Genomic DNA, 22,458 nt, shown 5'->3' with positions numbered 1-22,458 from the left:
ACTTCTATTGACGTTCTTTTACCACAAAATATACTATTTTGGAGATGTTTATTGTTCATAAACCTCTACTCAAAGTTGTTGGTAACTTAAGCGCAAGGGGATAAAAGCGTGAGCATTTCAAATTTTTCAAAACATGAAAAATTATCCAGCTAAAAAATCGTAGAGACGTTGCATTGCAACGTCTCTACACATCAGGAAAGCAGATCAATAACCTTCAATCTCAACCGTATTACCTTATAACTGCTTTACCTCAGAAACCAACTTCGCCACCATATCTTTGGCACTACCAAAAAGCATTGTGGTTTTATTTTTGTAGAACAACTCATTATCTACGCCAGCAAAACCTGCACTCATCCCCCGCTTAATCACAATTGTTTGCTTCGCCCGATCTACTTCCAAAATCGGCATTCCGTAAATTGGGCTGTTGGTATCGCTGCGTGCGGCTGGGTTTACCACGTCATTTGCTCCAATTACCAGCGCTACATCTGTTTGCTCAAACTGAGGATTGATATCTTCCATATCGTGCAGTTGCTGATAGGGAACGTTTGCTTCTGCTAGCAAGACGTTCATGTGTCCGGGCATTCTGCCAGCTACAGGGTGAATGGCATACTTAACATCAACACCCATACGTTCGAGTTGATCTGCCAATTCGCGTACGCTATGCTGTGCTTGCGCTACCGCCATCCCATAACCGGGAACAATCACTACAGAACGAGCATAACCCAGCATCATAGCGCCTTCTTCTGGATCAATACTACGGACGGTTTGATCAGTTTTAGCACCACCAGCCGCACTGACGCTTGTACCTCCACTGCTGCCAAAAGCATCGAACAAAACGCTGATCAAAGAGCGATTCATCGCTTTACACATAATTTCGGTGAGGATGATCCCAGATGCTCCCACCAATGCACCAGCGATGATCAACATGTTGTTCATCACCACAAAACCAGCAGCAGCCGCAGCTAAACCAGAAAAAGAGTTCAACAGCGAAATTACCACTGGCATATCACCGCCACCAATGGGAATGACGAACATCACACCCAAGACTAGAGAAACTACAACAATTCCCAAAAATGCAGTTAAGTTGTGTGGTTCCATGAGTAAAAAACCACTACCCACTACATAGGAACCCAACAATAAGGCATTGAATGGTTGCTGCAAGGGAAATGTTATTGGTGAACCACTCATAATCCCTTGCAGTTTGGCAAAAGCAATCATACTACCCGTAAAAGTGACACCACCAATTAACACATCCAATAACATGGAAATGTTGGCATCCAGGGGTACTGTCTGGGCATGTTGTAGCAAGCGCCAAAATTCCGCAACCGCCACAAGAGCAGAAGCAGAACCGCCTAAACCATTGAGCAAACCCACCATTTGTGGCATGTCTGTCATTTGGACTTTATAGGCTGCGATCGCACCGAGTACCGATCCAATTGCCAACCCGACCAAAATCATCTGGAAGTTCAACACATGCTGATCGAAAAGTGTTGCCACAATTGCCAACAGCATTCCCACAGCCGCGATAACATTACCTTTTCGTGCTGTCGCAGGTGAACCCAATTGCTTCAAGCCCAGAATAAATAAAGACGCAGCGACTAAATACGCCAATTGAATCCCAGTTGGAAGAAAATCAGTCATAAAGTTAAGTGCGGTAATTGGTAATTGGTAATTGGTAATTAGTAATTGGTAATTGGTAATTAGTGATTTTCTTTCCCATTACCCATTACCTATTACCCATTTGCCTTCTTCTTAAACATTTGCAACATCCGATCTGTGACGAGGAAACCACCCACCACGTTGATAGTTGCTAGTACAACGGCGATCAAACCGAGAATGACTGATACATTCCACTCTCTAGCACCAGAAGCGACAATTGCCCCTAATACAGCAATGCCAGAAATCGCGTTTGAGCCTGACATCAAGGGCGTATGCAAAGTCGGCGGTACTTTGTTGATCACTTCAAATCCGGTAAACGATGCTAAGACAAATACAAACAAAGCCGCAATTAATGCTTCTGTCATGTTGAGAAAATCCTTGAGTATTGGGGATTGGGGATCGGGGAGCGGGGATTGGGGATCGGGGAGCGGGGATTGGGGATTGAGGATTGGAAAGAATTTTGGATTTTAGATTGAAATCCAAAATCTAAAATCTAAAATTTCTTGTCTCCCTGATCCCTGATCCCCGTACTCTATGAGAAGCCGCTTACGCGTCTACGCGTAGCGTCTCCTCTGGAGAATCCCCTTTCCCCGATCCCTAACTGACTGCTGAACTTATAGCTTGCAATGCTTCTTTAATCCGTGTAGAGCGAATTTCTCCAGCGTGGGTAATGCAAGCTGCATCAACAATGTCGTCGGCAAAGTTGATCTCTACAGCTTTGTCTTTGATGAGTAGTTGCATTAAAGATGTCAAGTTCTTTGCGTACAACTGACTAGCGTGGACTGGCAATGAAGATGGTAAATTAATTGGGCCGATGACGGTAACGCCGTGAGCAACAATGTCTCTACCAGGATCAGTGCAAGCGCAGTTACCACCTTGTTCGGCGGCAATGTCTACAATTACTGAACCTGGTTTCATCTGCTTAACCATGTCTTCTGTCACTAGAAGAGGTGCTTTTTTGCCAGGGACTTGGGCTGTGGTAATGACTACATCAGCATTTTTGATGTGTTCGGTGACAACTTCTTGGGTACGCTTTTTGCTGGCTTCGGAAATTTCTTTGGCGTAACCACCAGAAGCTGTTGTTTCTTCGTCTAATTTGACTTCTACAAATTTTGCTCCCAGACTTTGGACTTCTTCTTTGACAGCGGGACGAATATCAAAAGCTTCTACCACTGATCCCAGGCGTCTGGCGGTGGCGATCGCCTGCAAGCCAGCAACACCAGCACCCATGATAAATATTTTGGCGGGGGCGATCGTACCAGCAGCAGTTGTCAGCATGGGGAAATATTTTGGTAATGCTGCGGCGGCGATGAGTACGGCTTTGTAACCTGCGATTGATGCTTGTGATGATAAAGCATCCATACTCTGCGCCCTAGTGGTACGGGGAATCATCTCTATACTCAAGGCTGTGACTTTGCGATCTGCCAGTTTCTGGGCAACGACTGGATTTCCTAAAGGATTGAGAAAGCTAATCAGTACAGCCCCTTCTTTGAGTAAGTCTATTTCTGAACGCCCGTCTTCTCGCTCTTGTGGCGGACTGACTTTGAGGAGAATGTCTGCTTCTGACCATAATTTGTTAGTATCGGCAATTATTGTGGCTCCAGCAGCTTCGTAAGCAGCATCATTAAAGAATGCTCGTTCACCCGCACCAGTTTCTATCCAAACTTCTAAACCTTGTTTAACCAACCGCGCTACGATGTCGGGAACTAATGCCACACGACGTTCACACACTTCAATTTCCCTAGCAACTGCTATTCTCATGTAATCTCCTTGAGATTAAATACTTATTTCTGATGCAAGTTGTGAAACTTTTGCAATGAGTATTTAGACGTACTCTTAACTTTGGGGTGGGGCTATCAGCTATTGGCTTTCTAGAGTTTAGTTACCTTTACGCTTTCCCACTCTGGCTATCTAGACAAAGCCTGACTGTGTCGTTGTATGGATGTTGCAATTACATATACTTGCATTTATAGGTTATTTATTGCACATCCTATGCTGATCCCCAGCTTTTACATCTATGTCTTCAAATTCTTTTAGGGATTGCAAAATATCGTTGTGTCTTGTTTACATAGTGCAATATCGATTCATTTCTCACCAAATAATTCCTCACATGATTAGAAATTTTTTCTGCTGTGAGTAATGCTTACTGCCACCAATCTAGCTTAAGTTAGCTGGCGATCGCTCTATTAAATCGCATAATTTTTATAACAAAAATCTTAATTTTAGATAAACTTGTACATATTTAGAAATACAAGTCGATTTCAATGACTTCTTGATCTCTGGTAAAACTATCAGCAAACAAGTGATGATTAAAACTTTCTATATCTCAGAATATCGCTAGACTTTGCAGTAAACTTTTTTGTAAATTAAAATACTATTTTTCTAGTAGGGATTTTCATAAATCTAGACAGGACGGCACTTTTGTAGAGAGTTTGACGTCTAAAATCTAAATAAAGTCAGTAGTAAAGTTTGGTTGCGAACCTTTACTCCCAGTTACTGAAACATCACCCTTATTTATGCCACAGGAGCTTGACTATGCGACGTTTATTTTCTGCCTTAGCGGTGACTGGCTTGTTATTGACAGGTTTACCAGCAATGAGTTGGGCGCAGAGTTTGCCAGGTTTTACACTATTTAGCGGTGTCAAAAGTGAAAATCAATTACCTTTCCGATTGGATTTTGGTGGACAAACCAATAATTGGGACAGGTACCGTTTAAAAATCCCTGCTAAAAAGATGAAATTCGCCGCTTCCCAATTTGTTGTTAACTATCCAAATTACTACAAAGGAACCATAGATCCCAAGAAAATTGAAGTCCGCGTGAAAGACAAAAAAGTCCCACTGTCTGATGTGCAATGGGATAGAGAAAATCGCGTGATTCAAATTTACCCTCAAGAAGCCATACCAGCAGGTAATAATGTTGAAATAGTGTTATCAAATGTCAAAAATCCAGCTTTTGGAGGAATTTTCTATTGGAACTGCTCGATTCAAACTCCTGGTGATGTCCCATTAGCCCGTTATTTGGGAACCTGGATTCTTAGTATTAGTTAGTCAAAACAAGTAAAAAGTGAAAAGTAAAAAGGCAAAAGAGAGAATCCCCATAAATCAATTTAGGGGCTTTTACCTTTTTCTTTATAGTATAGGTGGCTTCTAACTTGGAGCGAAGCGACAGTCAAGGCTCAATGGTTAAAAACTCTTGACAAATGGACTTTTGACTATTTTATTGACAAAAAAGTGATAAAATTATAGATTGTGACTTTTTATAAAATTTTGCTGAAGAGGATAAAGGTATGCGGAGAACTTTAGAGGGAACAAATCGAAAGAGGAAGAGAACATCTGGTTTTCGTGCCAGAATGCGAACACCAGATGGTAGAAACGTAATTCGAGCCAGAAGAAAAAGAGGACGTCATCGCCTCAGCGTATAGGGTAAGGAAACTTAAATAGCAGTTGTGGCTTTGCCCAAAGCAAATCGGCTTAAATCCCGAAAAGATTTTCAGGCAGTTTTCCGGGAAGGTACTCGCCGTCATGGTTCTTATTTCACCTTGAGAGCCTTACGGCCATCATCTTTTATGAAAAAACCTTCTCTTGATACTGCCCAAACTAATGTAAAACCAACCAAATCGGTGCTTTTTCCAGTCAAAATTGGTATTTCGATTAGCACCAAAGTCAGTAAACGGGCAGTAATTCGTAACCGCCTCAAACGGCAAATATCGGCAGCTTTGCATAAAATGTTGCCTCAATTGTCACCAGGATGGCGATTAGTTGTAGTTGTAAAACCAACGGCCGCAGAATCTAAGTGCGTAACCCAACAATTTCTGCAAGAATTAGAGCAGTTGTTGGCACAAGCTGAGGTATTAAATGGGCATTCGTGAAGAAGTATATTTTGAAGGTGGTCCCCATATTGGGGATTTAATAATAAACATACTTATTGGCTTGACGATTGTAGGTTTACCGTTGACGGTAGGAGCAATTGTGAGAGCATTGTGGCTGCGTTATAGGATCACCGATCGCCGAGTTTCTGTAACTGGTGGTTGGATGGGACGCGATCGCAGCGACGTTATTTACTCAGAAGTTGTCAAAATCGTCAAAGTCCCCCGTGGTATTGGCATATGGGGAGATATGGTATTAACTCTCAGAGATGGTAGTCGTCTAGAATTACGGGCTGTTCCTAAGTTCCGGGAAATCTATGATTACATCACTGAACGAGTCACCGCCAAAAATCCCACTTTTAATGCTGCTGCGAAGAAATGATCGGACTGGGGACAGAGGAAGGGAGACATGAGGGACAACTAATCACTGATTCATGCCCAATCCCCGACCCCCAATCCCCGATCCTCAATAATGTGCGGCTATCCGTAGTTGATTTACAGTCGCAGACAGATCCTGATTTTCGATAAATTATATTCAGTCAGCCGATTTTCAAATTTTGATTTGGTCGTTGGTGGTTAATTGTTGATGGTGGGTAGTTGATGGTAGGTGGTCAATAATTCTTCCAAACAACAACCAACAAACAACAAACTACCAAGTATAAAATCGGTAGTTAATTTACATTACCTCAGGTTGAATTCAGAATAATGGATTTTGGTATCGGGTTTTTTTCAAACAACGTAATGTTGCCGATCATAGACTTGTTCTATAGCATTGTGCCGAGCTATGGATTGGCGATCGTTGCTTTGACGTTAATTATTCGTTTTGCACTATATCCTCTAAGTGCTGGTTCAATTCGCAACATGCGACGGATGCGAGTCGTCCAACCTTTGATGCAAAAGCGGATGCAAGAAATTAAAGAACGCTTTAAAGATGATCCGCAAAAGCAGCAAGAAGAAATGATGAATGTCCAGAAGGAATTTGGTAATCCTTTAGCTGGATGTTTACCATTACTGTTGCAAATGCCAGTGTTATTAGCGCTATTTGCAACTTTGCGGGGATCGCCTTTTGCTGGTGTTAACTACACCGTTAACTTGCAAATCCTTCCTGCTGAACAAATCGAAAGAATTCAACCCCAAGCTTTTGTCACTCCTCCCCAAAACATCTATGTTGCAGATGGGGAACACCTTAAGGTAAGTGCCATTCTCCCTGGAGGTAGCAAATTAGCCGTAGGAGAACATACCAAGATTCAATATCAGACTCCTGAAGGTAAGCCATTTCAGGAGTTATTGACAGAACACCCAGATACCAGGCTAGTTCCTCAATGGAAAATCACCAAAGGGGAAGAAAGAATCACAATTGATGAGCAAGGTAATATCGAAGCTCTCCAGCCAGGAGATGTCACCATAACTGGAACTATTCCAGGGCTAGCAGCAGACAAAGGATTTTTGTTTATTGAGGCTTTGGGTAGAGTCGGAGCTACTGATCCTGATGGCACAATTCATTGGGATATTGTGGCGATGGTTGTATTGTTTGGTATTACTCTTTACGTCAGCCAAGTCCTTTCGGGGCAAAATTCTAGTGGTGGTAATCCACAACAGGATACAGTCAATAAAATTACTCCGGTAATCTTTTCCGGGATGTTTTTATTCTTCCCCTTGCCTGCTGGGGTGTTGATGTATATGGTGATTGGTAATATTTTCCAAACTCTACAAACTTACATCCTTTCTCGTGAACCCCTGCCAGAGGAACTACAAAAAATTGTAGACACCCAAGAAAAGCAGACGGAAGCACAACAAAAAACATTGCCCTTTGAGCCAAAAAGTTCTAAGAAAGTTGAACCAAAGAGTTCTAATGAGCCAAAAAGTTCTAAAAAAGTTGAACCAAAGAGTTCTAAGAAAAAGGCTACAGGTTGATGATAACTGACTCTCGCATGGAAAGAGGGCAGCAGTGGTTAAAAACACTGCTGCAATTTACTGGCATAAATACTGAAATTCAAGGCGATTTAGAAATAGTTAAGATCGCTGAGAGCGAGTCTCAAGAACCAGATAATTACTGGTTAACTATTGATCATGTCAATATGACACCAGAACAAACTCAGGTTTTGATTGGGCCTGATGGTGTAGTGCTAGATGCGATTCAGTATCTAGCAAATTCTACTCTCAACTTAAATCAACCTCATGAGGAACAAGCTTCATACACCGTAGAATTAAACGGTTATCGGATTAACAGACAAGCAGAAATTCAAGCGATCGCGCAAGCTGCTGCTGAACAAGTCCGAGTGACAGCAAAAGAAGTGGAAATAAAATCCCTCAGTTCGGCTGAACGTCGCCAAATCCACACGTTTTTAAAAGAGTTTAGGGATCTAGAAACCTTCAGCCGTGGTAAGGAACCACATCGTAATTTGGTTGTACGCTTGGCATTCTCTGAATAATCAAATTGTTGATGGTTAGTGGTTGCTGGTTGATTGTTGATGCTTACAAACAACTAACAACCCAAAAAAGTTAGACTAAAGAAGTATTATCAGCTATTTTGCTGATAGAAAAGCTCATTTTTCGTGAGGATGTCTCACAAATCCTATGGACGCAATTTATATTCCGCAGCTAACCAAAGCGCCGGAGCGGACAGAGGAGATCCAAGTTAAAGAGTTTCTGTCTGGTTTAGATACCTTGACACCAGTTCGCGGGCGTGTTATTGTGCGACATCAGGGCAACTACTTAGAAGTATCTGGTAAAGCAGAAACAATTATTACTTGTACCTGCAACCGCTGCTTGCAAAACTACAATCATCGCTTAGTGGTTGATACCTCCGAAATCATCTGGTTAGACGAAGCCGCAGAGCAAGAAGTATCTTTACCCCTAGAACGGGAAATAGCTGTGGAAGATTTAGTAGAAACTTTATCACCACACGGATATTTTGACCCTGGTGAATGGTTGTATGAGCAAGTATGCTTAGAAATTCCTCAGCGTCAACTCTGTGATCAAAATTGTCCAGGTATTCAACCAAGTCATGATCAAGATTCTACTAGTGCTGTAGATCGTCGTTGGGCTTCTTTGGAAGCTTTGAAAAAGCAACTTCCATCTTAGTCATTGGTCATTAGTTATTGGTCATTTGGCTATTTCTTCGTTCCCAGTCTCTGGCTGGGAATAATTTTTGAGAGGCTCTGTTACTTGACAAGGAAGAGAACTAATCGCTTTTGATATATTCACTTCTATAGATAAAAATACAAAACAGTTGTGAAGAGCAGTATAAACCTTAAAAATGAAAGAACTACATAAAATAACAACTCGTTAATAACATCCAAATATTATGAGCTTCCGTGAAGAGTTCAAACTACTGCTCCGCGCCCGCTATCCCGTCATCTATATTCCTACCTACGAGGAAGAGCGTTTAGAAGGTGCAATTCAAGAAGAAGCAGCAAATCAGGGTAATCGTCCGGTTTACACTTGGGATTTTGTCGATGGCTATCAGGGAAACCCCAATGATCAAGGCTTTGGGCGACGTAACCCTCTGCAAGCTTTAGAATTTGTCGAAAAAATACCCGCCACAGCACCGGGAGTATTTATTCTGCGTGACTATCATCGTTTTCTAGACGATGTAGCTATTTCTCGCAAACTCCGCAATTTAGCTAGGCTCCTCAAGTCACAACCAAAAAATATTATCCTGTTGTCGCCAAGAGTTGCGATTCCTGATGATTTAACCGAAGTTTTGACAGTTGTAGAGTTTCCCTTACCCAGCGCTGCCGAAATTCGCTCAGAACTAGAACGCTTGTTAATCGCTACTGGTCATTCTCCCTCCAGCAAATTTTTAGATGACTTGGTGCGCTCTTGTCAAGGGCTATCAATGGAAAGGATACGCCGGGTATTAGCAAGAGCGATCGCCACTCACGGTGAATTACAACCAGAAGATGTGGATCTGGTTTTAGAAGAAAAACGCCAAACTATCCGCCAAACCCAGATTCTCGATTTTATCCCCGCAACCGAGCAAATTTCTGACATCGGCGGATTGGATAATCTCAAAGATTGGTTACTGCGTCGGGGAGGTGCGTTTACAGAACGAGCCAGACAGTACGGATTACCACACCCCCGTGGTTTGCTGTTGGTAGGTATTCAGGGAACTGGTAAATCATTAACAGCAAAAGCGATCGCTCATCATTGGCACTTACCCCTACTGCGCTTGGATGTGGGACGATTATTTGCAGGTTTAGTGGGTGAATCAGAATCGCGTACACGCCAAATGATCCAAGTAGCCGAAGCCCTCGCTCCTTGTGTATTGTGGATAGACGAGATCGATAAAGCTTTTTCGGGACTGGGTAGTAAAGGTGATGCAGGAACAACTAGCCGGGTTTTTGGTACATTTATTACGTGGTTAGCCGAGAAAACCTCACCCGTCTTTGTAGTTTCTACCGCTAACGATATCCAAGCCCTACCGCCAGAAATGTTAAGAAAAGGGCGATTTGATGAAATTTTCTTCGTAGGTTTACCTACCCAAGAAGAAAGAAAAGCTATTTTCAATGTGCATTTATCAAGACTACGCGCCCATAACATTAAAAGTTATGATATCGACAGATTAGCGTATGAAACACCTGATTTTTCCGGTGCAGAAATTGAACAAACTTTAATTGAAGCCATGCACATCGGTTTTAGCCAAAACCGCGACTTTACTACCGATGACATTTTAGAAGCTGCCAGCCAAATCATACCCTTAGCTCGCACCGCCACCGAACAAATTCAACAACTGCAAGAATGGGCCGCAGCTGGGAGGGCGCGTTTAGCATCTAAACACAGTCCTTTGAGCGATCGCATCCAACGCCAGTTAAAATAGCAATTTGTGAGTTGTTAGTGGATAGTGGATAGTTGTTAAAATCCACTAACAGCCAACACGAAAAATACATTGTATTCATGCCGAAGTTTTAAATTATGGTGATTCAAATATTCAAGTATATATTCGGGTTTACATTGGCGATCGCGATTTTAATTGGTGGCGGGTTTGCTATGGCGCTGTATTTTATGAATCGAGTTTCTGCACCCCCGCCTAAACCAACTTATGCTAATGATCAACCTCTAGTGAAGACACAACCACCAAAATCTCAAACATCAAAAACTAATCAAGTATCTTTAGAAGAATCTTCATCAACTTCCAATTCTCAAAAAACTCCCAAACAAACGCCTAAACCAGAGGAATCAACAGAACCAATACCAGCAGGAGCATATAAAGCGCGTGTAACCTGGAAACAAGGCTTACGTTTGCGAAAAGAACCAACTCCCGACGCTGAACGTGTTGGAGGAGTTGCTTTTAATCAAAAAGTGATAGTTTTAGAAGAAAGCAGCGATAATGATTGGCAAAAAATTCGTTTGGAAAATGGTGATCAAGAAGGTTGGGTAAAATCGGGTAATGTCGCGAAAATTGACGAACAAGATGATACTCAAACAACAGATGACACACAACAATAATAAATAGTGAATAAATATATGACTCTTCTTATACCCCTACACCCATTTTCAAGCTAGTTAGCTACTAATTATTAGGAGCTTTTTGCAAGAACAAAAATAAATAGAATTAAATTTTGCCTTAAGTTTTATTTACTTTGTAAGCAAAAGTAAAGCTTAATTGCGATATTTATTAAAAGGTCAAAATCCAAAAAACCGGATGTTACTTTGAGGGAGATATAACAGCCACCAATTGAATCAATTCATCCTCAAAGATAAAATATGTATAATCGCAATTCCAAATCTGACTTGGTTACTGCTGCTGTTACTGCTGCATTAGGTGCTGGTATCGTTACATCCTTTGCAGTCAGTCAAGGACAAAATCCTCTCCATGCTTTGGCAATTACTGGTTTAGCAGTACTGATTGCATTAGTTTGGGATTACTACCAAAAGCAATAATTTTTGTCTATAAAGCAAAATCCACTACCAAAAATATAACCTGTAGAGACGCTCCATTTTTATCAGTCATAAATTATCAGTTAACACAGACAAACCTGATAACTGACAACTGAAAACTGATAACTGTTGAAGCGTCTCTAGTTGTAGATTTTCATCGCCGCTTAGGATTGCTGCGTCGAACTTCACGTTTTTCTTGTTCTTGAAGACGGCGATCGCGCCAATCAGCTAGCGTCAGATAACCAACTCCTCCGGTAACTACTACTAATAGCACCAGAGCAAGCAAAGCCAAAATACTCAGGAGTGGACTTTCCACGATACCTCTACAATCCGTTACGACCCCAGACTACCATTGCAATTGACCAGGTGAAAACAACCAGCAGTGAAACCCATCCTAGTGTCAAAATCTCCATAGTCGTACTTCTTAACTTATTTTACAAAACTACTCTAATATTTATAATACTGGGAATTGGTTGTTGGTTGGTCAATGGTCAAAGCTCAAGGATCATTAGTTATTCTCCCCATCTTTCATTTGTCCCCCTTGTCTGCCTTATCTCCCTTGTCTTTCCAACCCAGCTTGTAAATGAATAATATTTCAGATAATTTAATGGCAGAACGCCTAGAATCTATTAAAGCTGGGATTTTGGCAGCTTTGTGTCTATTCTCAACTTTCCTCATCACTTCGTTGATGAACAACCTGGTTTTAGCAAAATATTTTCCTGAGTTTCGCACTCTAGGAGTTGAACTCTTCAATTTACAGTTTCTGTTGAGTGGTGCAATAGCAAGTTTCTCTGGGTTGTTATTTGGCGTTACTTATCGTTATATCATCCGTCAAGATCAAAACCCACATCTCAAGGCTGGAGGAGTGTTAGCCTTCGGTTTGGTACGAGGATTAGCTCAGATAGATGTTGGTGTTGCTTGTACTGGTGATGTACTACCGTTTGTGGTTTTGACTTTCGAGGGTGTGGTGTGGTTTGAAATAGCTGCGATCGCTCTTGATGCAGCTATCCAAGCAGGTTGGGTTAAACCTTTTTCATCTAAATTTAAGTAAGTCGGCACAAATAAAGCTAACTAGTTGGGATTGTTATTTGTCATACTCTACCTTGAAGCCGAAGAAGGCGCGTCTATGTCATTGGTTATTGGTAAGGCTTTTAGGCATGTTTACTTTTCGTAACTCAGTTATGTTTATTCCCACCGACTTACTTAACACACATATTTAATTTATTGTCAATAATGTTTTTAGAGATAACTATTATAATTATTAATTTAAATTTAGAACATGACTCAATATTTTCTCATAGTCGATCTAGAGGCTACCTGCTCTAATGACAATAGTATTCCCAGGCATGAAACAGAAATTATTGAAATTGGTGCAGTGATGTTAAATGGCTCAACATGGCAAATTGAGTCAGAATATCAGCAATTTATTCAACCTGTGAGAAATCCACGACTTACAGATTTTTGCACAGAATTGACAACCATTCGCCAGCAAGATGTAGATACTGCTCCGAAATTTTCAGAGGTGATTTATCATTTTAAAGAATGGATATATTCATTTCCTAATCACACTTTCTGTTCTTGGGGAGACTATGATAAAAACCAGTTTCTCAAAGACTGTAAGTTTCACAATGTCCCGTATCCTTTTAATTCAGAACATAGAAATATTAAAAAAGAATTTTCAGAATATTGTGGTGCGTTGCAAAAATTTGGCATGGCGCAAGCTCTGAAACATTTGGGGCTAGAATTACAAGGCACACATCATCGTGGTATTGATGATGCGCGTAATATTGCAGCTATATTTCGATATATGAATAAACAATAATAGTTCAAGAATTTTTTACCACCAAGACACAAAAACACAAAGATAACAGTTTTTCATCCAATAGTATCAGTCTTCTGAATTCAACATCAGAACATAGATAGATGTAAATCGTGTGTTTTAGTTTTTATATTGCAAAGGGTTATTGACCTTATAGGAGACAAAGTTTATGGGTTGGTTAAAAAGACTTTTTGGATTAGAAAAACCACAAAATGCTCAAGTAAATCCTGCTCCCCAAGCAGTACAACAACAACAGGCTGCTGCACCTGCTGCTACTCAACAAATTTCTCCAGAACGCATGGGCTTGAATGGAGAGTATGATCAAAGTGGTTTAGCGAAGCGTGTAGCGCTAGCATTTGACCAAGATAATCAATTAGATGATATCGATTCTCTTTGGGTTGCTCAAACTGGCAGTACTGTTGTATTAAAAGGTAAAGTTCCTAGCCAAGATATTCTCAACAAAATGGTTTCTGTAGCACGAAATGTGAATGGGGCGACTGCTGTTGATACTAATCAAGTTACGATTGGCTAGTTTGTAGCCTTAATAAAGTAAAAAGAAAAAAGATAATACTCTCTTGCCTTTTAACTGGGAGCATCCCAAATGTTCAAAACCGCCTGCGATTTAAATCCCAGTCTCATAGTTAAAGTCTGCTGAAGCAGACTGTTCTGTTTGATTTATTTGATGTAGTATGAAGATGACTTATGCTACTAAGTTCGGGTTTAAACCTTTAGTGGTATATTGAAAAATTGGGATGCTCCCCAATTTCTTATCCCGATCCTCAATCTCCGTACTCTGTGATAAGCCTTTGGGTAGTTCCCTCCGGGACACTACCTGCGGAACCCACTTCGCGTCTATACGTAGTGTCTCCTCTGGAGAATCCCCAATCCCCGATCCCTATTTTCAAGTGAATTAATCCAATCTAAAATTGCTTGGTTGATAATTTCTGGATTTTCATCATGGGGACAATGACCGACATCTTCTAGACTAAGTAATTGTAAATTCTCGTTATATTGAGCAAATTCATTAGCAAGTGCTGGCGGAACAAATTTATCTTTTTTTCCCCAAATTAACAACATGGGTATTGTTAAGTTAGGCAACATTGACTTGACACTGAGACCAAAATTGGCACTAATTGTTGCTTTAAATAAAGCACTAAAAGCGCGTGCCGAACCTCTGTCTTGGGGCGGCCCTGCTAATATTTCTACTAGTTCATCGGTGATTGCTTCCGGGTTTGCGTAGGCAAGAGTAGCCCAACGTCGTAGTATATTTGGTCGGCGAACAAAATAAAATAAGGGTTTCATTAATAATGGTGAAGCCACTATATTTTTAATTGTGGCAACAATAGGATGCAGAAAAGCAGGAATTGCTTCTTGCTCTAAAGATGGATCTGGTAAACTCATCATCACCACACCTTGCACCATCTCTGGATAAGTAGCAGCCGCAGCTAATGAAACCAGCGAACCGAGTGAGTTACCTACTAAGATTACAGGCTGACGGATAAATGTTTTCCAAAAGTCATAAACCTGTTCTACCCAAAGCTGGATATTATAATTCGCACAAGCTTTTTCGGAAGCACCGAAACCCAACATGTCTAGCGCGTAGACTGTATGCTGTTCTCCTAACACTTCTAAATTGTGTCGCCAATGTCCTATGGAAGCACCAAACCCATGCAGCAAAATTAGGGGGGTTGAGTTGTGGTGATTTTGGTTAGGGCGAATATAAGTATAGCGAGTTTGCCAACCCCGCCATACCCAGTCTCTTTGATTACCTACTCGTTGTTGCCAGTGAACTATACTGTTCACATTCGTCTCCCTGTTGATATTCCTACTTTCTAGCTTAATCGCTGTGTCTCTGGTTTTTGACAAGTTTCAATCCCTAATAGGGATTAATATGGATGAAACAGCACAAGCAACAACAGCTATGCAAAATCTCACTAGAATTACCCGTAACCCACAAGTCATGGGTGGAAAACCCTGCATTAGAGGAATGCGTGTCACCGTTGGCACAATTGTTGGTTTAATGGCATCTGGACATAGCTTCAGCGATATTATCAAAGCATATCCTTACCTGGAAGAGGCAGATATTTACGAGGCACTTGCCTATGCAGCTTGGCGGGCTGAAGAAATTGAAGTTCCTCTAAAAACTGCATGAAAATCCTAATAGATATGAATTTATCCCCAGATTGGGTTGTGGTTTTTGAAAGGTACGATATTGAATCTGTTCATTGGTCTAGTGTTGGCAATCCCCGCGAACGGGATACAGTTATTATGGAGTGGGCAAAGACCCATGGATACATCGTTTTTACTCATGATTTAGACTTTGGTTCTCTGCTAGCTGCAACTCAAGCTGAAACGCCAAGCGTAATTCAAGTTCGTACCCAAGATGTTCTACCTATCAGCATAGAAAATCTTGTGATTTCTGCTTTACAACAATTTGAATGTGAATTAGAGTTAGGCGCTTTAGTTACTATTGATCAATCACAATATCGGGTGCGGATTTTACCAATTAGACGTGGATAATTAAATGTAGATTTCAATCCCTAATAGGGATTAATGTTAGTTGCAACGCAACAATAAAAATATATGGTTCTTCCGTTAATTTTATGGCAGAAAACAGAATTGAATAGATTTTAACAAGTACAATTTAACGTAATAGATGGCTAAAATGTAGACATTGCAAGAGTTTACAAAAAATTAAATATGAGCAAATAGGCGTGCATGGTATGATATAAATTATACTGTACTAAAATTTCAGGCGATCGCTATGAAGTTTCCTGTAGAGGAAATCCTAAATCTTCCGGAGATGAAAGTGTTAGATTGTCAAGAAATCGAAGGCATAGGAATTGGGATGCTCCCAAAATTTGGACTTCATTTACCGATTTAATGTCCAATGCATTTATGGTAATTACACTTCTACTATTATTAGCGATCGCCAAAATTCCAATACATAATCCTGACAGTAGATTACAAGCAGCAAGTGATAATAAACAAACAATAATTATCCTACCTGCTGAAGAGTATAAATTTGCATCTGGTAAAGCAGAATTACCATTAAATTTAAAAAATAATCTGAGGCAAAATGGTCAAGATGGACTAATTTTAAAAGCTATTAAAAAAGAAATTGAAAAAGCACAGCAAAAAGTTGATATTATTGAAGTTGTTGGTCATACCGATGGACAAGAAGTAGGTTCATACCGATGGACAAGAAGTAGGTTCGCTTGATTGTCATCGTAATTTCAATGGAGAGCGTAGTAACTTAGATCAAAAATTAGAAGCAGTAGCAACACAAGCACAAAATATTTCTATTTTATGCCCTGGTTCTAATGCCGATTTAGGTTTGATGCGGGCTTTAGCAGTAGTTAAAGAACTTCAGAAACTGCAACAACAAGAAAAAGGTGGGCGGTTTAAACAACTCAAGTTTCGAGCATATTCTGCTGGACAGCTACTACTACCAAACAATCAGGGATTTGCTCAACCAAAATTAGAAAGAAAAGCAGATGAACAAAGGCGAAGAATTGAAATTCGCTTTACCCAATCGGGACAGGAAACTACTCCGAAATAACTTAGGGTAATAGGGATCAGGGATTGGGCATGAATCAGTTAACAGTTTAATTTGATAACTGATAACTGATTAGTTGTCTCCCTCCCCAATCCCTATTCTCCGATCCCTAATCAGCTGGAGTTTAGCAAGAGAAAATTAACACTCAACACTTAAAAAAAGCTCTAGCGGTTGTACAGTCTAAGTGAATTTGTGTTTTTAGTGCTTCTAAATTCGGAAATTTTTGTTCTGGGCGCAAAAATTTTTCTAGATGCACTGCCAGCTTTTTACCATATAAATCACCAAACCAATCAAATAGATGTACTTCTACCGAAAGATGAACACCATTGATTGTGGGGCGATTACCTATATTCATCACACCAAAATAGCCATTTCCTGTAATATCTAATGTTTCACTAACAGTAAAAACACGAACTGCATAAACACCTGTGTGAGGCAGAAACTTGTCTTTGGGCAATTCGAGGTTAGCCGTGGGAAATCCAATAGTTCTACCAAGTTGTTGACCTTTAACCACAGTACCGATCAGCGTATAAGGTCGTCCCAACAATTTGTTTGCTTGTTCAATGTCCCCACTAGCAAGAATCTCACGGATCAGTGAGCTGCTAATCCGAGTCTGCTGGTGTACCTCAGTATAATTTTCTGGGGATTCTGCACAAGTTTCTAGAGAGGCGATGCTCACAGGAATATTGTATTTCGCAGCAATGATTTGTAAGTCACGAGCAGTACCAGTACGTTTAGAGCCAAAACGAAAATCTTGCCCAATACTAATTTGTGCTGCTTGCAATTGCTGGACGAGAATTTTTTCTACAAATTCCTCTGGAGTCAAAGCACATAATTCTTTATCGAAGGGTAATAGTACCAGTTGTTGTACTCCAAGCGATCGCAACTGGTGGACTTTTTCATCCAATGGTGTGAGCAAACTCCGGGGTTGACCTGTAAAAAACTCTTGGGGATGAGGATCGAAGGTGACGACGGTCGAGTAGATGTGGTCTTTGGATAACGTGGCTTCACCAGACGCGGTGACGCGGTGAGTGGGAAACGTGGTGAGGTTCTCCGTGTCAGAGTGTCCCCCTGTCGCCATGTCCTCAGATGCGTCCCCTTGTCCCCGTGTCCCCCTATCCTTCAATATTGGTTGAATCACTCGTTGATGACCGCGATGTACACCGTCAAACTTGCCAAGCGCGACAGCAGTTGGCGTCAGAGCCAGTTCAGTTGAAGATGTTACCCACACAGAACACCCATTTTGAGACAGATTTGGCACGTCGATTCTGGGATTTTAGGTTTGTTCAGCTTTTTTGTTAACCTTCAGGCAAATAGCCTTTTTGGGCGTTTTTGGCCTGTGATAGACGCTTTCAAGACATTTGGTGCTATCCATTTTTGCCTTGTGACTAACTCATACCACAGATACCCAAAGAGCGCTTACCTGTAGAATAAGCTCTTGATCACCAATCTAATCTAAAATCTAGAATTGCTTCCTTGGCAATATCTACACAGAAAACTTACTAATAGGAAAAGATTCTGATAAGGGAACAGAAACAGGAACCTGAAGCACCATTCCTTCCTTTGCCATCACAGCAGTAGGAAATTTCCGCCGTGCTTCCTCCCCTACATGATCTAAAAACTCATCATCATGGGCAGGATCGTGGTGAAAAATTACTAGTGTCTTAACATTAGCGGCTTTGGCTACCTTTACAGCTTCTTGCCATGTAGAATGTCCCCAACCAATTTTAGGATTGCTCGGTGAATGATATTCTTCATCAGTATATGTGGAATCATAAATCAGGATATTAGCATCACGAGCTAGCCACAGGACATTTTCATCCAGCTTGTCTGCAAAATGTTCGGTATCAGTGATGTAAACAGCAGCACCACCACACCAGTTTACCCGGTATCCGACTGCTTCACCTGGATGATTAAGGGAAGCCGTTTCTACGGTAATATCATCGATGTGTATTGCTTGTCCTGGTATAACATCGTAGAAATCTAAGTTTGCTTGCATAATCTGCAAGGGAACAGGAAAATTTGGATGCAGCATCTGATCATTGAGACGCTGTTCTACGGTTGAACCATCCGGAGCGATCGCACCATAAATATGAAATGTATTTCCCTTCACAAAACCCGGTGAAAAGAAGGGAAAACCTTGCATGTGATCCCAATGGGAGTGAGTGAAGAATAGGTGAGCTTCTATAGGCATTTTGGGCAACAAAGATTGCCCTAAAACATGCAGTCCCGTGCCACAATCAAAAATTAAGCGTTTGCCATCCACTTGCATCTCGACACAGGGGGTATTACCTCCGTAACGGACAGTGTTTGGTCCCGGACAGGGAATACTGCCGCGAACGCCCCAAAAATGCACGGTAAATTGGTTGTCTATCCTTGACATGGGTGTTGCTTGCTGGACTGAGCGGACGGTCATCCGATTTTATATTTTATTTAGATTTTAGACTGGCTCCCTATGGAATTTGGGGGTTATCTGCAATGCAATTTAGCTCCTACTTTATAGCCTATATTTAATCACGATGCATTTAACTATTACATTGGAATTACAGTACTCCTAAAATTTACTGCAATTTGAAGTTCCACTGAGATAGTTGATGCAAACCTGTGCCGTATGTAAGGTTGTATTGTAATGGCGTCACGCTGATGTAGTGATTGCGGATAACATCCACGTCCATAGGTATATCTTGAGGCAAATTCAATCCTACTGGTGGTTCTATGTCTTCTAAAACCTCTCCTGTTAACCAGTAGTAAGTTTTACCACGTGGATCAATTCTTTTATCAAAAACATCAACATAGCGTCGCACTCCTTGGCGAGTGATGGTGACTCCGGCAATTTGTCCCCACTCCACAGCAGGAATGTTAACGTTAAGTAACATCAAATCTACTAGAGGGTTTGCCGCTAAATATTCCACTAAGATTTTGGCAAATTTTGCTGCGGGTTGAAAATCTTTAGAAGAGAAACTAGTAAGACTAAGTGCCACACTAGGAATACCTTCAATTAAGCCCTCCATTGCCGCAGAAACCGTACCAGAATAAAGAATTTCTGTTCCCAGATTCGCACCTTGATTAATACCAGAAAGAACTAAGTCAGGGGGAGAATCAAGCAAAGCCCACAGTGCTAATTTTACACAATCAGAGGGAGTACCATCACAAGCCCAAGCTTTGACCGCAGGATGAAAAATAGACTCGACAACTTCAGCGCGAATGGGTTGATGTAACGTCAGCCCATGTCCAGTAGCAGAACGTTCGCGATCTGGACAAACAACAGTGACTTCATGTCCTGCTTCTGCCAAGGTATTTGCAAGAGTACGAATACCCAAGGCATAAATACCGTCATCGTTACTGATAAGCAATTTCATCTGTTGAGTGAGTGCATGTGTAATTTGTCATTAAGTCATTAGTCAATAGTCTTTGGGCAATTGTCAATGTTTTAAATCACAAGTGGGAAAGAAGGGATCGGGGATTGGGGATTGGGGATTCTCCAGAGAAGACGCACTCGCGTTCGGGGATTGAGGATCGAGGATTGGGGAACAGATAACAGAGATTGAGAGACACATGGTAGTTTACCAATTCTTCATTCTCCACTTTTGAAACTCTAAACTGGTAGTAATTAGGTTGCGTTGCAACCGTTGCCTTTGATGCACAATTGACTTATTAATTAATTTGATTAGTATTTTGTCATTTGTCCTTTGTCATTAGTTCAAAGTTAATGACCAATGACCAATGACCAATGACCAATGACCAATAACTATTAACTAATGACAAGTAATTTAGAGACTCAACTGTTGGCACTGCAAGAGGAAGGAGAAAAAGCGATCGCAGCTGCTGCTACTTTAGAAACTCTTGAAGAACTAAGAGTCAAGTATCTTGGCAAAAAAGGTAGTTTATCAGTGCTTCTAGGCGGTATGGGCAAACTTCCAGCCCAAGAAAGACCAAAAATTGGGGCGATCGCCAATACAGTCAAAGAAGCACTACAAACAAACCTTGATCAACAACGCGCCACTCTCGAAGCAGCTAAAATTCAGGCACAGCTAGAGGCGGAAACCATAGATGTCACTATGCCGGGAATTTATCGTCCCCAAGGTCGAATCCATCCGATCAACGGTATGATCGACAAAGTGCTGGATATCTTTGTCGGTATGGGCTACACCGTAGCTGCTGGGCCAGAAATGGAAACAGACTACTACAATTTTGAGGCGCTAAATACCCCGCCCGATCACCCCGCTCGCGACATGCAAGATACCTTCTACCTACCAGATGGTAATTTGTTGCGGACTCAAACCTCATCGGTGCAAATTCGTTACATGGAAGCCGAGGAACCTCCAATCCGCATTGTTGCACCAGGGAGGGTTTATCGGAGAGATAACGTAGATGCTACTCACGCAGCAGTTTTTCATCAGATCGAACTTTTAGCAATTGACGAGGGACTAACTTTTACTGACCTCAAAGGCACAATCAAGACATTTTTGCAACAAATGTTTGGTGATTTGCCTATCCGCTTCCGAGCCAGTTATTTTCCGTTTACAGAACCATCGGCGGAAGTTGATTTGGAGTGGAATGGACGCTGGTTAGAAGTAATGGGCTGCGGTATGGTCGATCCAAATGTGTTGAAGTCAGTAGGATACGACCCAGAAGTTTATACTGGCTTTGCTGCTGGTTTTGGTGTGGAACGCTTTGCAATGGTGCTACATCAACTCGATGATATTCGCCGTGTGTATACTAGCGATTTGCGCTTTTTGCAACAGTTTTAAAAATAGCCATTGGTCATTAGTCAATAATTTTTGACCAATGACCGATGGCTAATGACTATCAATAGATCATAAACCTTTTCCAACAGAGTGATAGCCAACAAATCAGTACGTATAGACAAGTGCTATAGACTACAAACTATATTAATGAAACCTATCATTGTTTAAAAAATATAATATATTTCTTCCTATGAAATTACGTGATATTCGAGTAATTATGCCTAAACCTTGTCGGAAGTGTCAGGAGAAAATCGGTAAGATTGAGTTACAAAATGATAGTCCACATTTTGCTGCACTACTTTGCATCTCATGTGGTCTACATCAAGACTGGGTGAGTCGCTCGAAATAAAAGCCAGGTGAAGCATCATGAAACGTGTTTTATGAGAATCACAAACAGCCGTCCATCTGCTCGTGCTTGAAATGTTTGTATTTGTTGGAAACCAGCCTTTTTCCATGTCCGCAAGGCACGTTCATTAAACGCTGCCACTGTAACGCGAAAGATTGTGGAGTGAAACGTTGACTGTGCAAAATTCAGGACATCTGCAATATACCTTTGTCCCTGTCCTTGCCCCGTTAAGTTGGGGCGAACTCCTAACCCAATGTCCAGTGCAGTGCTTGTGTAATCGCCTCCTGATACTTGGGCATCCTCTCCAAAGCAGCAAAAGGCAATCAGTTCATTCTCAGCATCAACTAAGACAATAGTAGCCATTCTGAGGGTCCAGATATGATTGAATGGCCTTTTCTATTTCGCTTGTGTCAGACACACTATTGTAAACATCATATGGCGCATCATACCGCCAATGGACAATCTGAGTTGCATAAGCTACATTCATCGGTTTAAAGAAGAATGACATTAGTAGTACTCTACAATTAGTAGTTCTGTATTTGCAAATTGCAAGCTTATTACAATTACTTCATCTCCTC

28 protein-coding genes are annotated in these 22,458 nt (G+C 41.1%); 18 read left to right on the top strand and 10 right to left on the bottom strand.

Going from position 1 to position 22,458, the window contains the following annotated elements; all coding sequences use genetic code 11:
• Positions 1–234 precede the first annotated feature (234 nt).
• The 3 genes from AC5JMK_RS13855 to AC5JMK_RS13845 form a co-directional block, all read right to left on the bottom strand.
• The gene (locus tag AC5JMK_RS13855) at positions 235–1,641 is read right to left on the bottom strand and encodes an NAD(P)(+) transhydrogenase (Re/Si-specific) subunit beta (protein ID WP_096675631.1); all 1,407 of its coding nucleotides are present in this window, start codon (positions 1,639–1,641) and stop codon (positions 235–237) included.
• A 92-nt stretch (positions 1,642–1,733) separates the two neighbouring features.
• Positions 1,734–2,024 carry an NAD(P) transhydrogenase subunit alpha part 2 gene (locus tag AC5JMK_RS13850; RefSeq protein ID WP_096675630.1) on the bottom strand — a complete coding sequence of 97 codons (291 nt, stop codon included), beginning with the start codon at positions 2,022–2,024 and terminating at the stop codon, positions 1,734–1,736.
• 232 nt (positions 2,025–2,256) lie between these two features.
• A complete protein-coding gene (locus AC5JMK_RS13845) occupies positions 2,257–3,420 on the bottom strand; it encodes a Re/Si-specific NAD(P)(+) transhydrogenase subunit alpha (protein WP_096675629.1) in 1,164 nt (387 codons plus the stop codon).
• A gap of 774 nt (positions 3,421–4,194) precedes the next feature.
• On the opposite strand from AC5JMK_RS13845, the gene AC5JMK_RS13840 reads away from it, so the two are divergent.
• The 10 genes from AC5JMK_RS13840 (at position 4,195) to AC5JMK_RS13795 (ending at position 11,411) form a co-directional block, all read left to right on the top strand.
• Positions 4,195–4,707: a DUF2808 domain-containing protein gene (locus tag AC5JMK_RS13840; protein WP_096675628.1), complete on the top strand. Its 513-nt coding sequence runs from the start codon at positions 4,195–4,197 to the stop codon at positions 4,705–4,707.
• A gap of 239 nt (positions 4,708–4,946) precedes the next feature.
• Complete coding sequence (gene rpmH / locus AC5JMK_RS13835) at positions 4,947–5,081, top strand: 50S ribosomal protein L34 (RefSeq protein ID WP_096675627.1); 135 nt, start codon at positions 4,947–4,949, stop codon at positions 5,079–5,081.
• Between the two features lie 24 nt (positions 5,082–5,105).
• The gene (rnpA, locus tag AC5JMK_RS13830) at positions 5,106–5,528 is read left to right on the top strand and encodes a ribonuclease P protein component (RefSeq protein WP_096675626.1); all 423 of its coding nucleotides are present in this window, start codon (positions 5,106–5,108) and stop codon (positions 5,526–5,528) included.
• Entirely contained in the window at positions 5,515–5,907 is a 393-nt protein-coding gene (locus AC5JMK_RS13825; RefSeq protein ID WP_096675625.1) for a PH domain-containing protein, read from the top strand. Before rnpA ends, AC5JMK_RS13825 begins: the two co-directional genes overlap by 14 nt.
• A 323-nt stretch (positions 5,908–6,230) precedes the next feature.
• On the top strand, positions 6,231–7,439 hold the full coding sequence (gene yidC / locus AC5JMK_RS13820) for a membrane protein insertase YidC (protein ID WP_096675624.1): 1,209 nt from the start codon (positions 6,231–6,233) through the stop codon (positions 7,437–7,439).
• Positions 7,439–7,957 carry a Jag family protein gene (locus AC5JMK_RS13815; protein ID WP_096675623.1) on the top strand — a complete coding sequence of 173 codons (519 nt, stop codon included), beginning with the start codon at positions 7,439–7,441 and terminating at the stop codon, positions 7,955–7,957. Before yidC ends, AC5JMK_RS13815 begins: the two co-directional genes overlap by 1 nt.
• A 145-nt stretch (positions 7,958–8,102) precedes the next feature.
• Positions 8,103–8,609 (top strand): YceD family protein, encoded by a 507-nt coding sequence (locus tag AC5JMK_RS13810; protein ID WP_096675622.1) that lies wholly within the window; start codon positions 8,103–8,105, stop codon positions 8,607–8,609.
• 223 nt (positions 8,610–8,832) lie between these two features.
• Entirely contained in the window at positions 8,833–10,347 is a 1,515-nt protein-coding gene (locus AC5JMK_RS13805; protein WP_096675621.1) for a Ycf46 family AAA ATPase, read from the top strand.
• A 95-nt stretch (positions 10,348–10,442) separates the two neighbouring features.
• Complete coding sequence (locus AC5JMK_RS13800) at positions 10,443–10,976, top strand: SH3 domain-containing protein (protein WP_096675620.1); 534 nt, start codon at positions 10,443–10,445, stop codon at positions 10,974–10,976.
• A gap of 258 nt (positions 10,977–11,234) precedes the next feature.
• The gene (locus AC5JMK_RS13795; RefSeq protein ID WP_495910360.1) at positions 11,235–11,411 is read left to right on the top strand and encodes a hypothetical protein; all 177 of its coding nucleotides are present in this window, start codon (positions 11,235–11,237) and stop codon (positions 11,409–11,411) included.
• A 151-nt stretch (positions 11,412–11,562) separates the two neighbouring features.
• Here AC5JMK_RS13795 and AC5JMK_RS13790 read toward each other — a convergent pair whose 3' ends face one another.
• The gene (locus AC5JMK_RS13790; RefSeq protein ID WP_096675619.1) at positions 11,563–11,724 is read right to left on the bottom strand and encodes a hypothetical protein; all 162 of its coding nucleotides are present in this window, start codon (positions 11,722–11,724) and stop codon (positions 11,563–11,565) included.
• Between the two features lie 7 nt (positions 11,725–11,731).
• A complete protein-coding gene (gene petN, locus AC5JMK_RS13785) occupies positions 11,732–11,821 on the bottom strand; it encodes a cytochrome b6-f complex subunit PetN (RefSeq protein ID WP_012408302.1) in 90 nt (29 codons plus the stop codon).
• 170 nt (positions 11,822–11,991) lie between these two features.
• Between petN and AC5JMK_RS13780 the strand changes: the two genes are divergently transcribed.
• The 3 genes from AC5JMK_RS13780 to AC5JMK_RS13770 all read left to right on the top strand — a co-directional run bounded on the left by AC5JMK_RS13780 (position 11,992) and on the right by AC5JMK_RS13770 (position 13,759).
• Positions 11,992–12,459: a hypothetical protein gene (locus AC5JMK_RS13780; protein ID WP_096675618.1), complete on the top strand. Its 468-nt coding sequence runs from the start codon at positions 11,992–11,994 to the stop codon at positions 12,457–12,459.
• A 228-nt stretch (positions 12,460–12,687) separates the two neighbouring features.
• The gene (locus AC5JMK_RS13775) at positions 12,688–13,230 is read left to right on the top strand and encodes a 3'-5' exonuclease (RefSeq protein WP_096675617.1); all 543 of its coding nucleotides are present in this window, start codon (positions 12,688–12,690) and stop codon (positions 13,228–13,230) included.
• Positions 13,231–13,396: 166 nt separating this feature from the next.
• Positions 13,397–13,759, top strand: coding sequence for a BON domain-containing protein (locus AC5JMK_RS13770; RefSeq protein ID WP_096675616.1), 363 nt, complete (start codon positions 13,397–13,399; stop codon positions 13,757–13,759).
• 320 nt (positions 13,760–14,079) lie between these two features.
• Here the strand turns inward: AC5JMK_RS13770 and AC5JMK_RS13765 are convergent, their stop codons facing one another.
• Positions 14,080–15,030 carry an alpha/beta fold hydrolase gene (locus tag AC5JMK_RS13765; protein WP_096675615.1) on the bottom strand — a complete coding sequence of 317 codons (951 nt, stop codon included), beginning with the start codon at positions 15,028–15,030 and terminating at the stop codon, positions 14,080–14,082.
• Positions 15,031–15,148: 118 nt separating this feature from the next.
• Here AC5JMK_RS13765 and AC5JMK_RS13760 point away from each other — a divergent pair, with 118 nt between their 5' ends.
• The 4 genes from AC5JMK_RS13760 to AC5JMK_RS13745 all read left to right on the top strand — a co-directional run bounded on the left by AC5JMK_RS13760 (position 15,149) and on the right by AC5JMK_RS13745 (position 16,789).
• Entirely contained in the window at positions 15,149–15,379 is a 231-nt protein-coding gene (locus AC5JMK_RS13760; RefSeq protein WP_096678897.1) for a DUF433 domain-containing protein, read from the top strand.
• The gene (locus AC5JMK_RS13755) at positions 15,376–15,747 is read left to right on the top strand and encodes a DUF5615 family PIN-like protein (RefSeq protein WP_096675614.1); all 372 of its coding nucleotides are present in this window, start codon (positions 15,376–15,378) and stop codon (positions 15,745–15,747) included. The genes AC5JMK_RS13760 and AC5JMK_RS13755 overlap by 4 nt, the downstream gene beginning before the upstream one ends.
• Positions 15,748–16,110: 363 nt before the next feature.
• A complete protein-coding gene (locus AC5JMK_RS13750; RefSeq protein WP_096675613.1) occupies positions 16,111–16,449 on the top strand; it encodes a hypothetical protein in 339 nt (112 codons plus the stop codon).
• 118 nt (positions 16,450–16,567) lie between these two features.
• Complete coding sequence (locus tag AC5JMK_RS13745) at positions 16,568–16,789, top strand: hypothetical protein (protein WP_096675612.1); 222 nt, start codon at positions 16,568–16,570, stop codon at positions 16,787–16,789.
• Positions 16,790–16,931: 142 nt separating this feature from the next.
• Here the strand turns inward: AC5JMK_RS13745 and AC5JMK_RS13740 are convergent, their stop codons facing one another.
• The 3 genes from AC5JMK_RS13740 to surE form a co-directional block, all read right to left on the bottom strand.
• Positions 16,932–18,047: a bifunctional riboflavin kinase/FAD synthetase gene (locus tag AC5JMK_RS13740; RefSeq protein ID WP_495910359.1), complete on the bottom strand. Its 1,116-nt coding sequence runs from the start codon at positions 18,045–18,047 to the stop codon at positions 16,932–16,934.
• A 225-nt stretch (positions 18,048–18,272) separates the two neighbouring features.
• Positions 18,273–19,169, bottom strand: coding sequence for an MBL fold metallo-hydrolase (locus AC5JMK_RS13735; RefSeq protein ID WP_096678895.1), 897 nt, complete (start codon positions 19,167–19,169; stop codon positions 18,273–18,275).
• 178 nt (positions 19,170–19,347) lie between these two features.
• Positions 19,348–20,145, bottom strand: coding sequence for a 5'/3'-nucleotidase SurE (gene surE, locus AC5JMK_RS13730; RefSeq protein ID WP_096675610.1), 798 nt, complete (start codon positions 20,143–20,145; stop codon positions 19,348–19,350).
• 399 nt (positions 20,146–20,544) lie between these two features.
• On the opposite strand from surE, the gene pheS reads away from it, so the two are divergent.
• Complete coding sequence (pheS, locus tag AC5JMK_RS13725; RefSeq protein ID WP_096675609.1) at positions 20,545–21,537, top strand: phenylalanine--tRNA ligase subunit alpha; 993 nt, start codon at positions 20,545–20,547, stop codon at positions 21,535–21,537.
• A 361-nt stretch (positions 21,538–21,898) separates the two neighbouring features.
• Here the strand turns inward: pheS and AC5JMK_RS13720 are convergent, their stop codons facing one another.
• Positions 21,899–22,243 carry a GNAT family N-acetyltransferase gene (locus AC5JMK_RS13720; protein ID WP_495910358.1) on the bottom strand — a complete coding sequence of 115 codons (345 nt, stop codon included), beginning with the start codon at positions 22,241–22,243 and terminating at the stop codon, positions 21,899–21,901.
• Between the last annotated feature and the right edge of the window lie 215 nt (positions 22,244–22,458).

The organism is Pelatocladus sp., assembly GCF_059505505.1.
The sequence above is the reverse complement of the archived record's forward strand: the minus strand, read 5'-3'. Positions and strand labels throughout refer to the sequence as shown.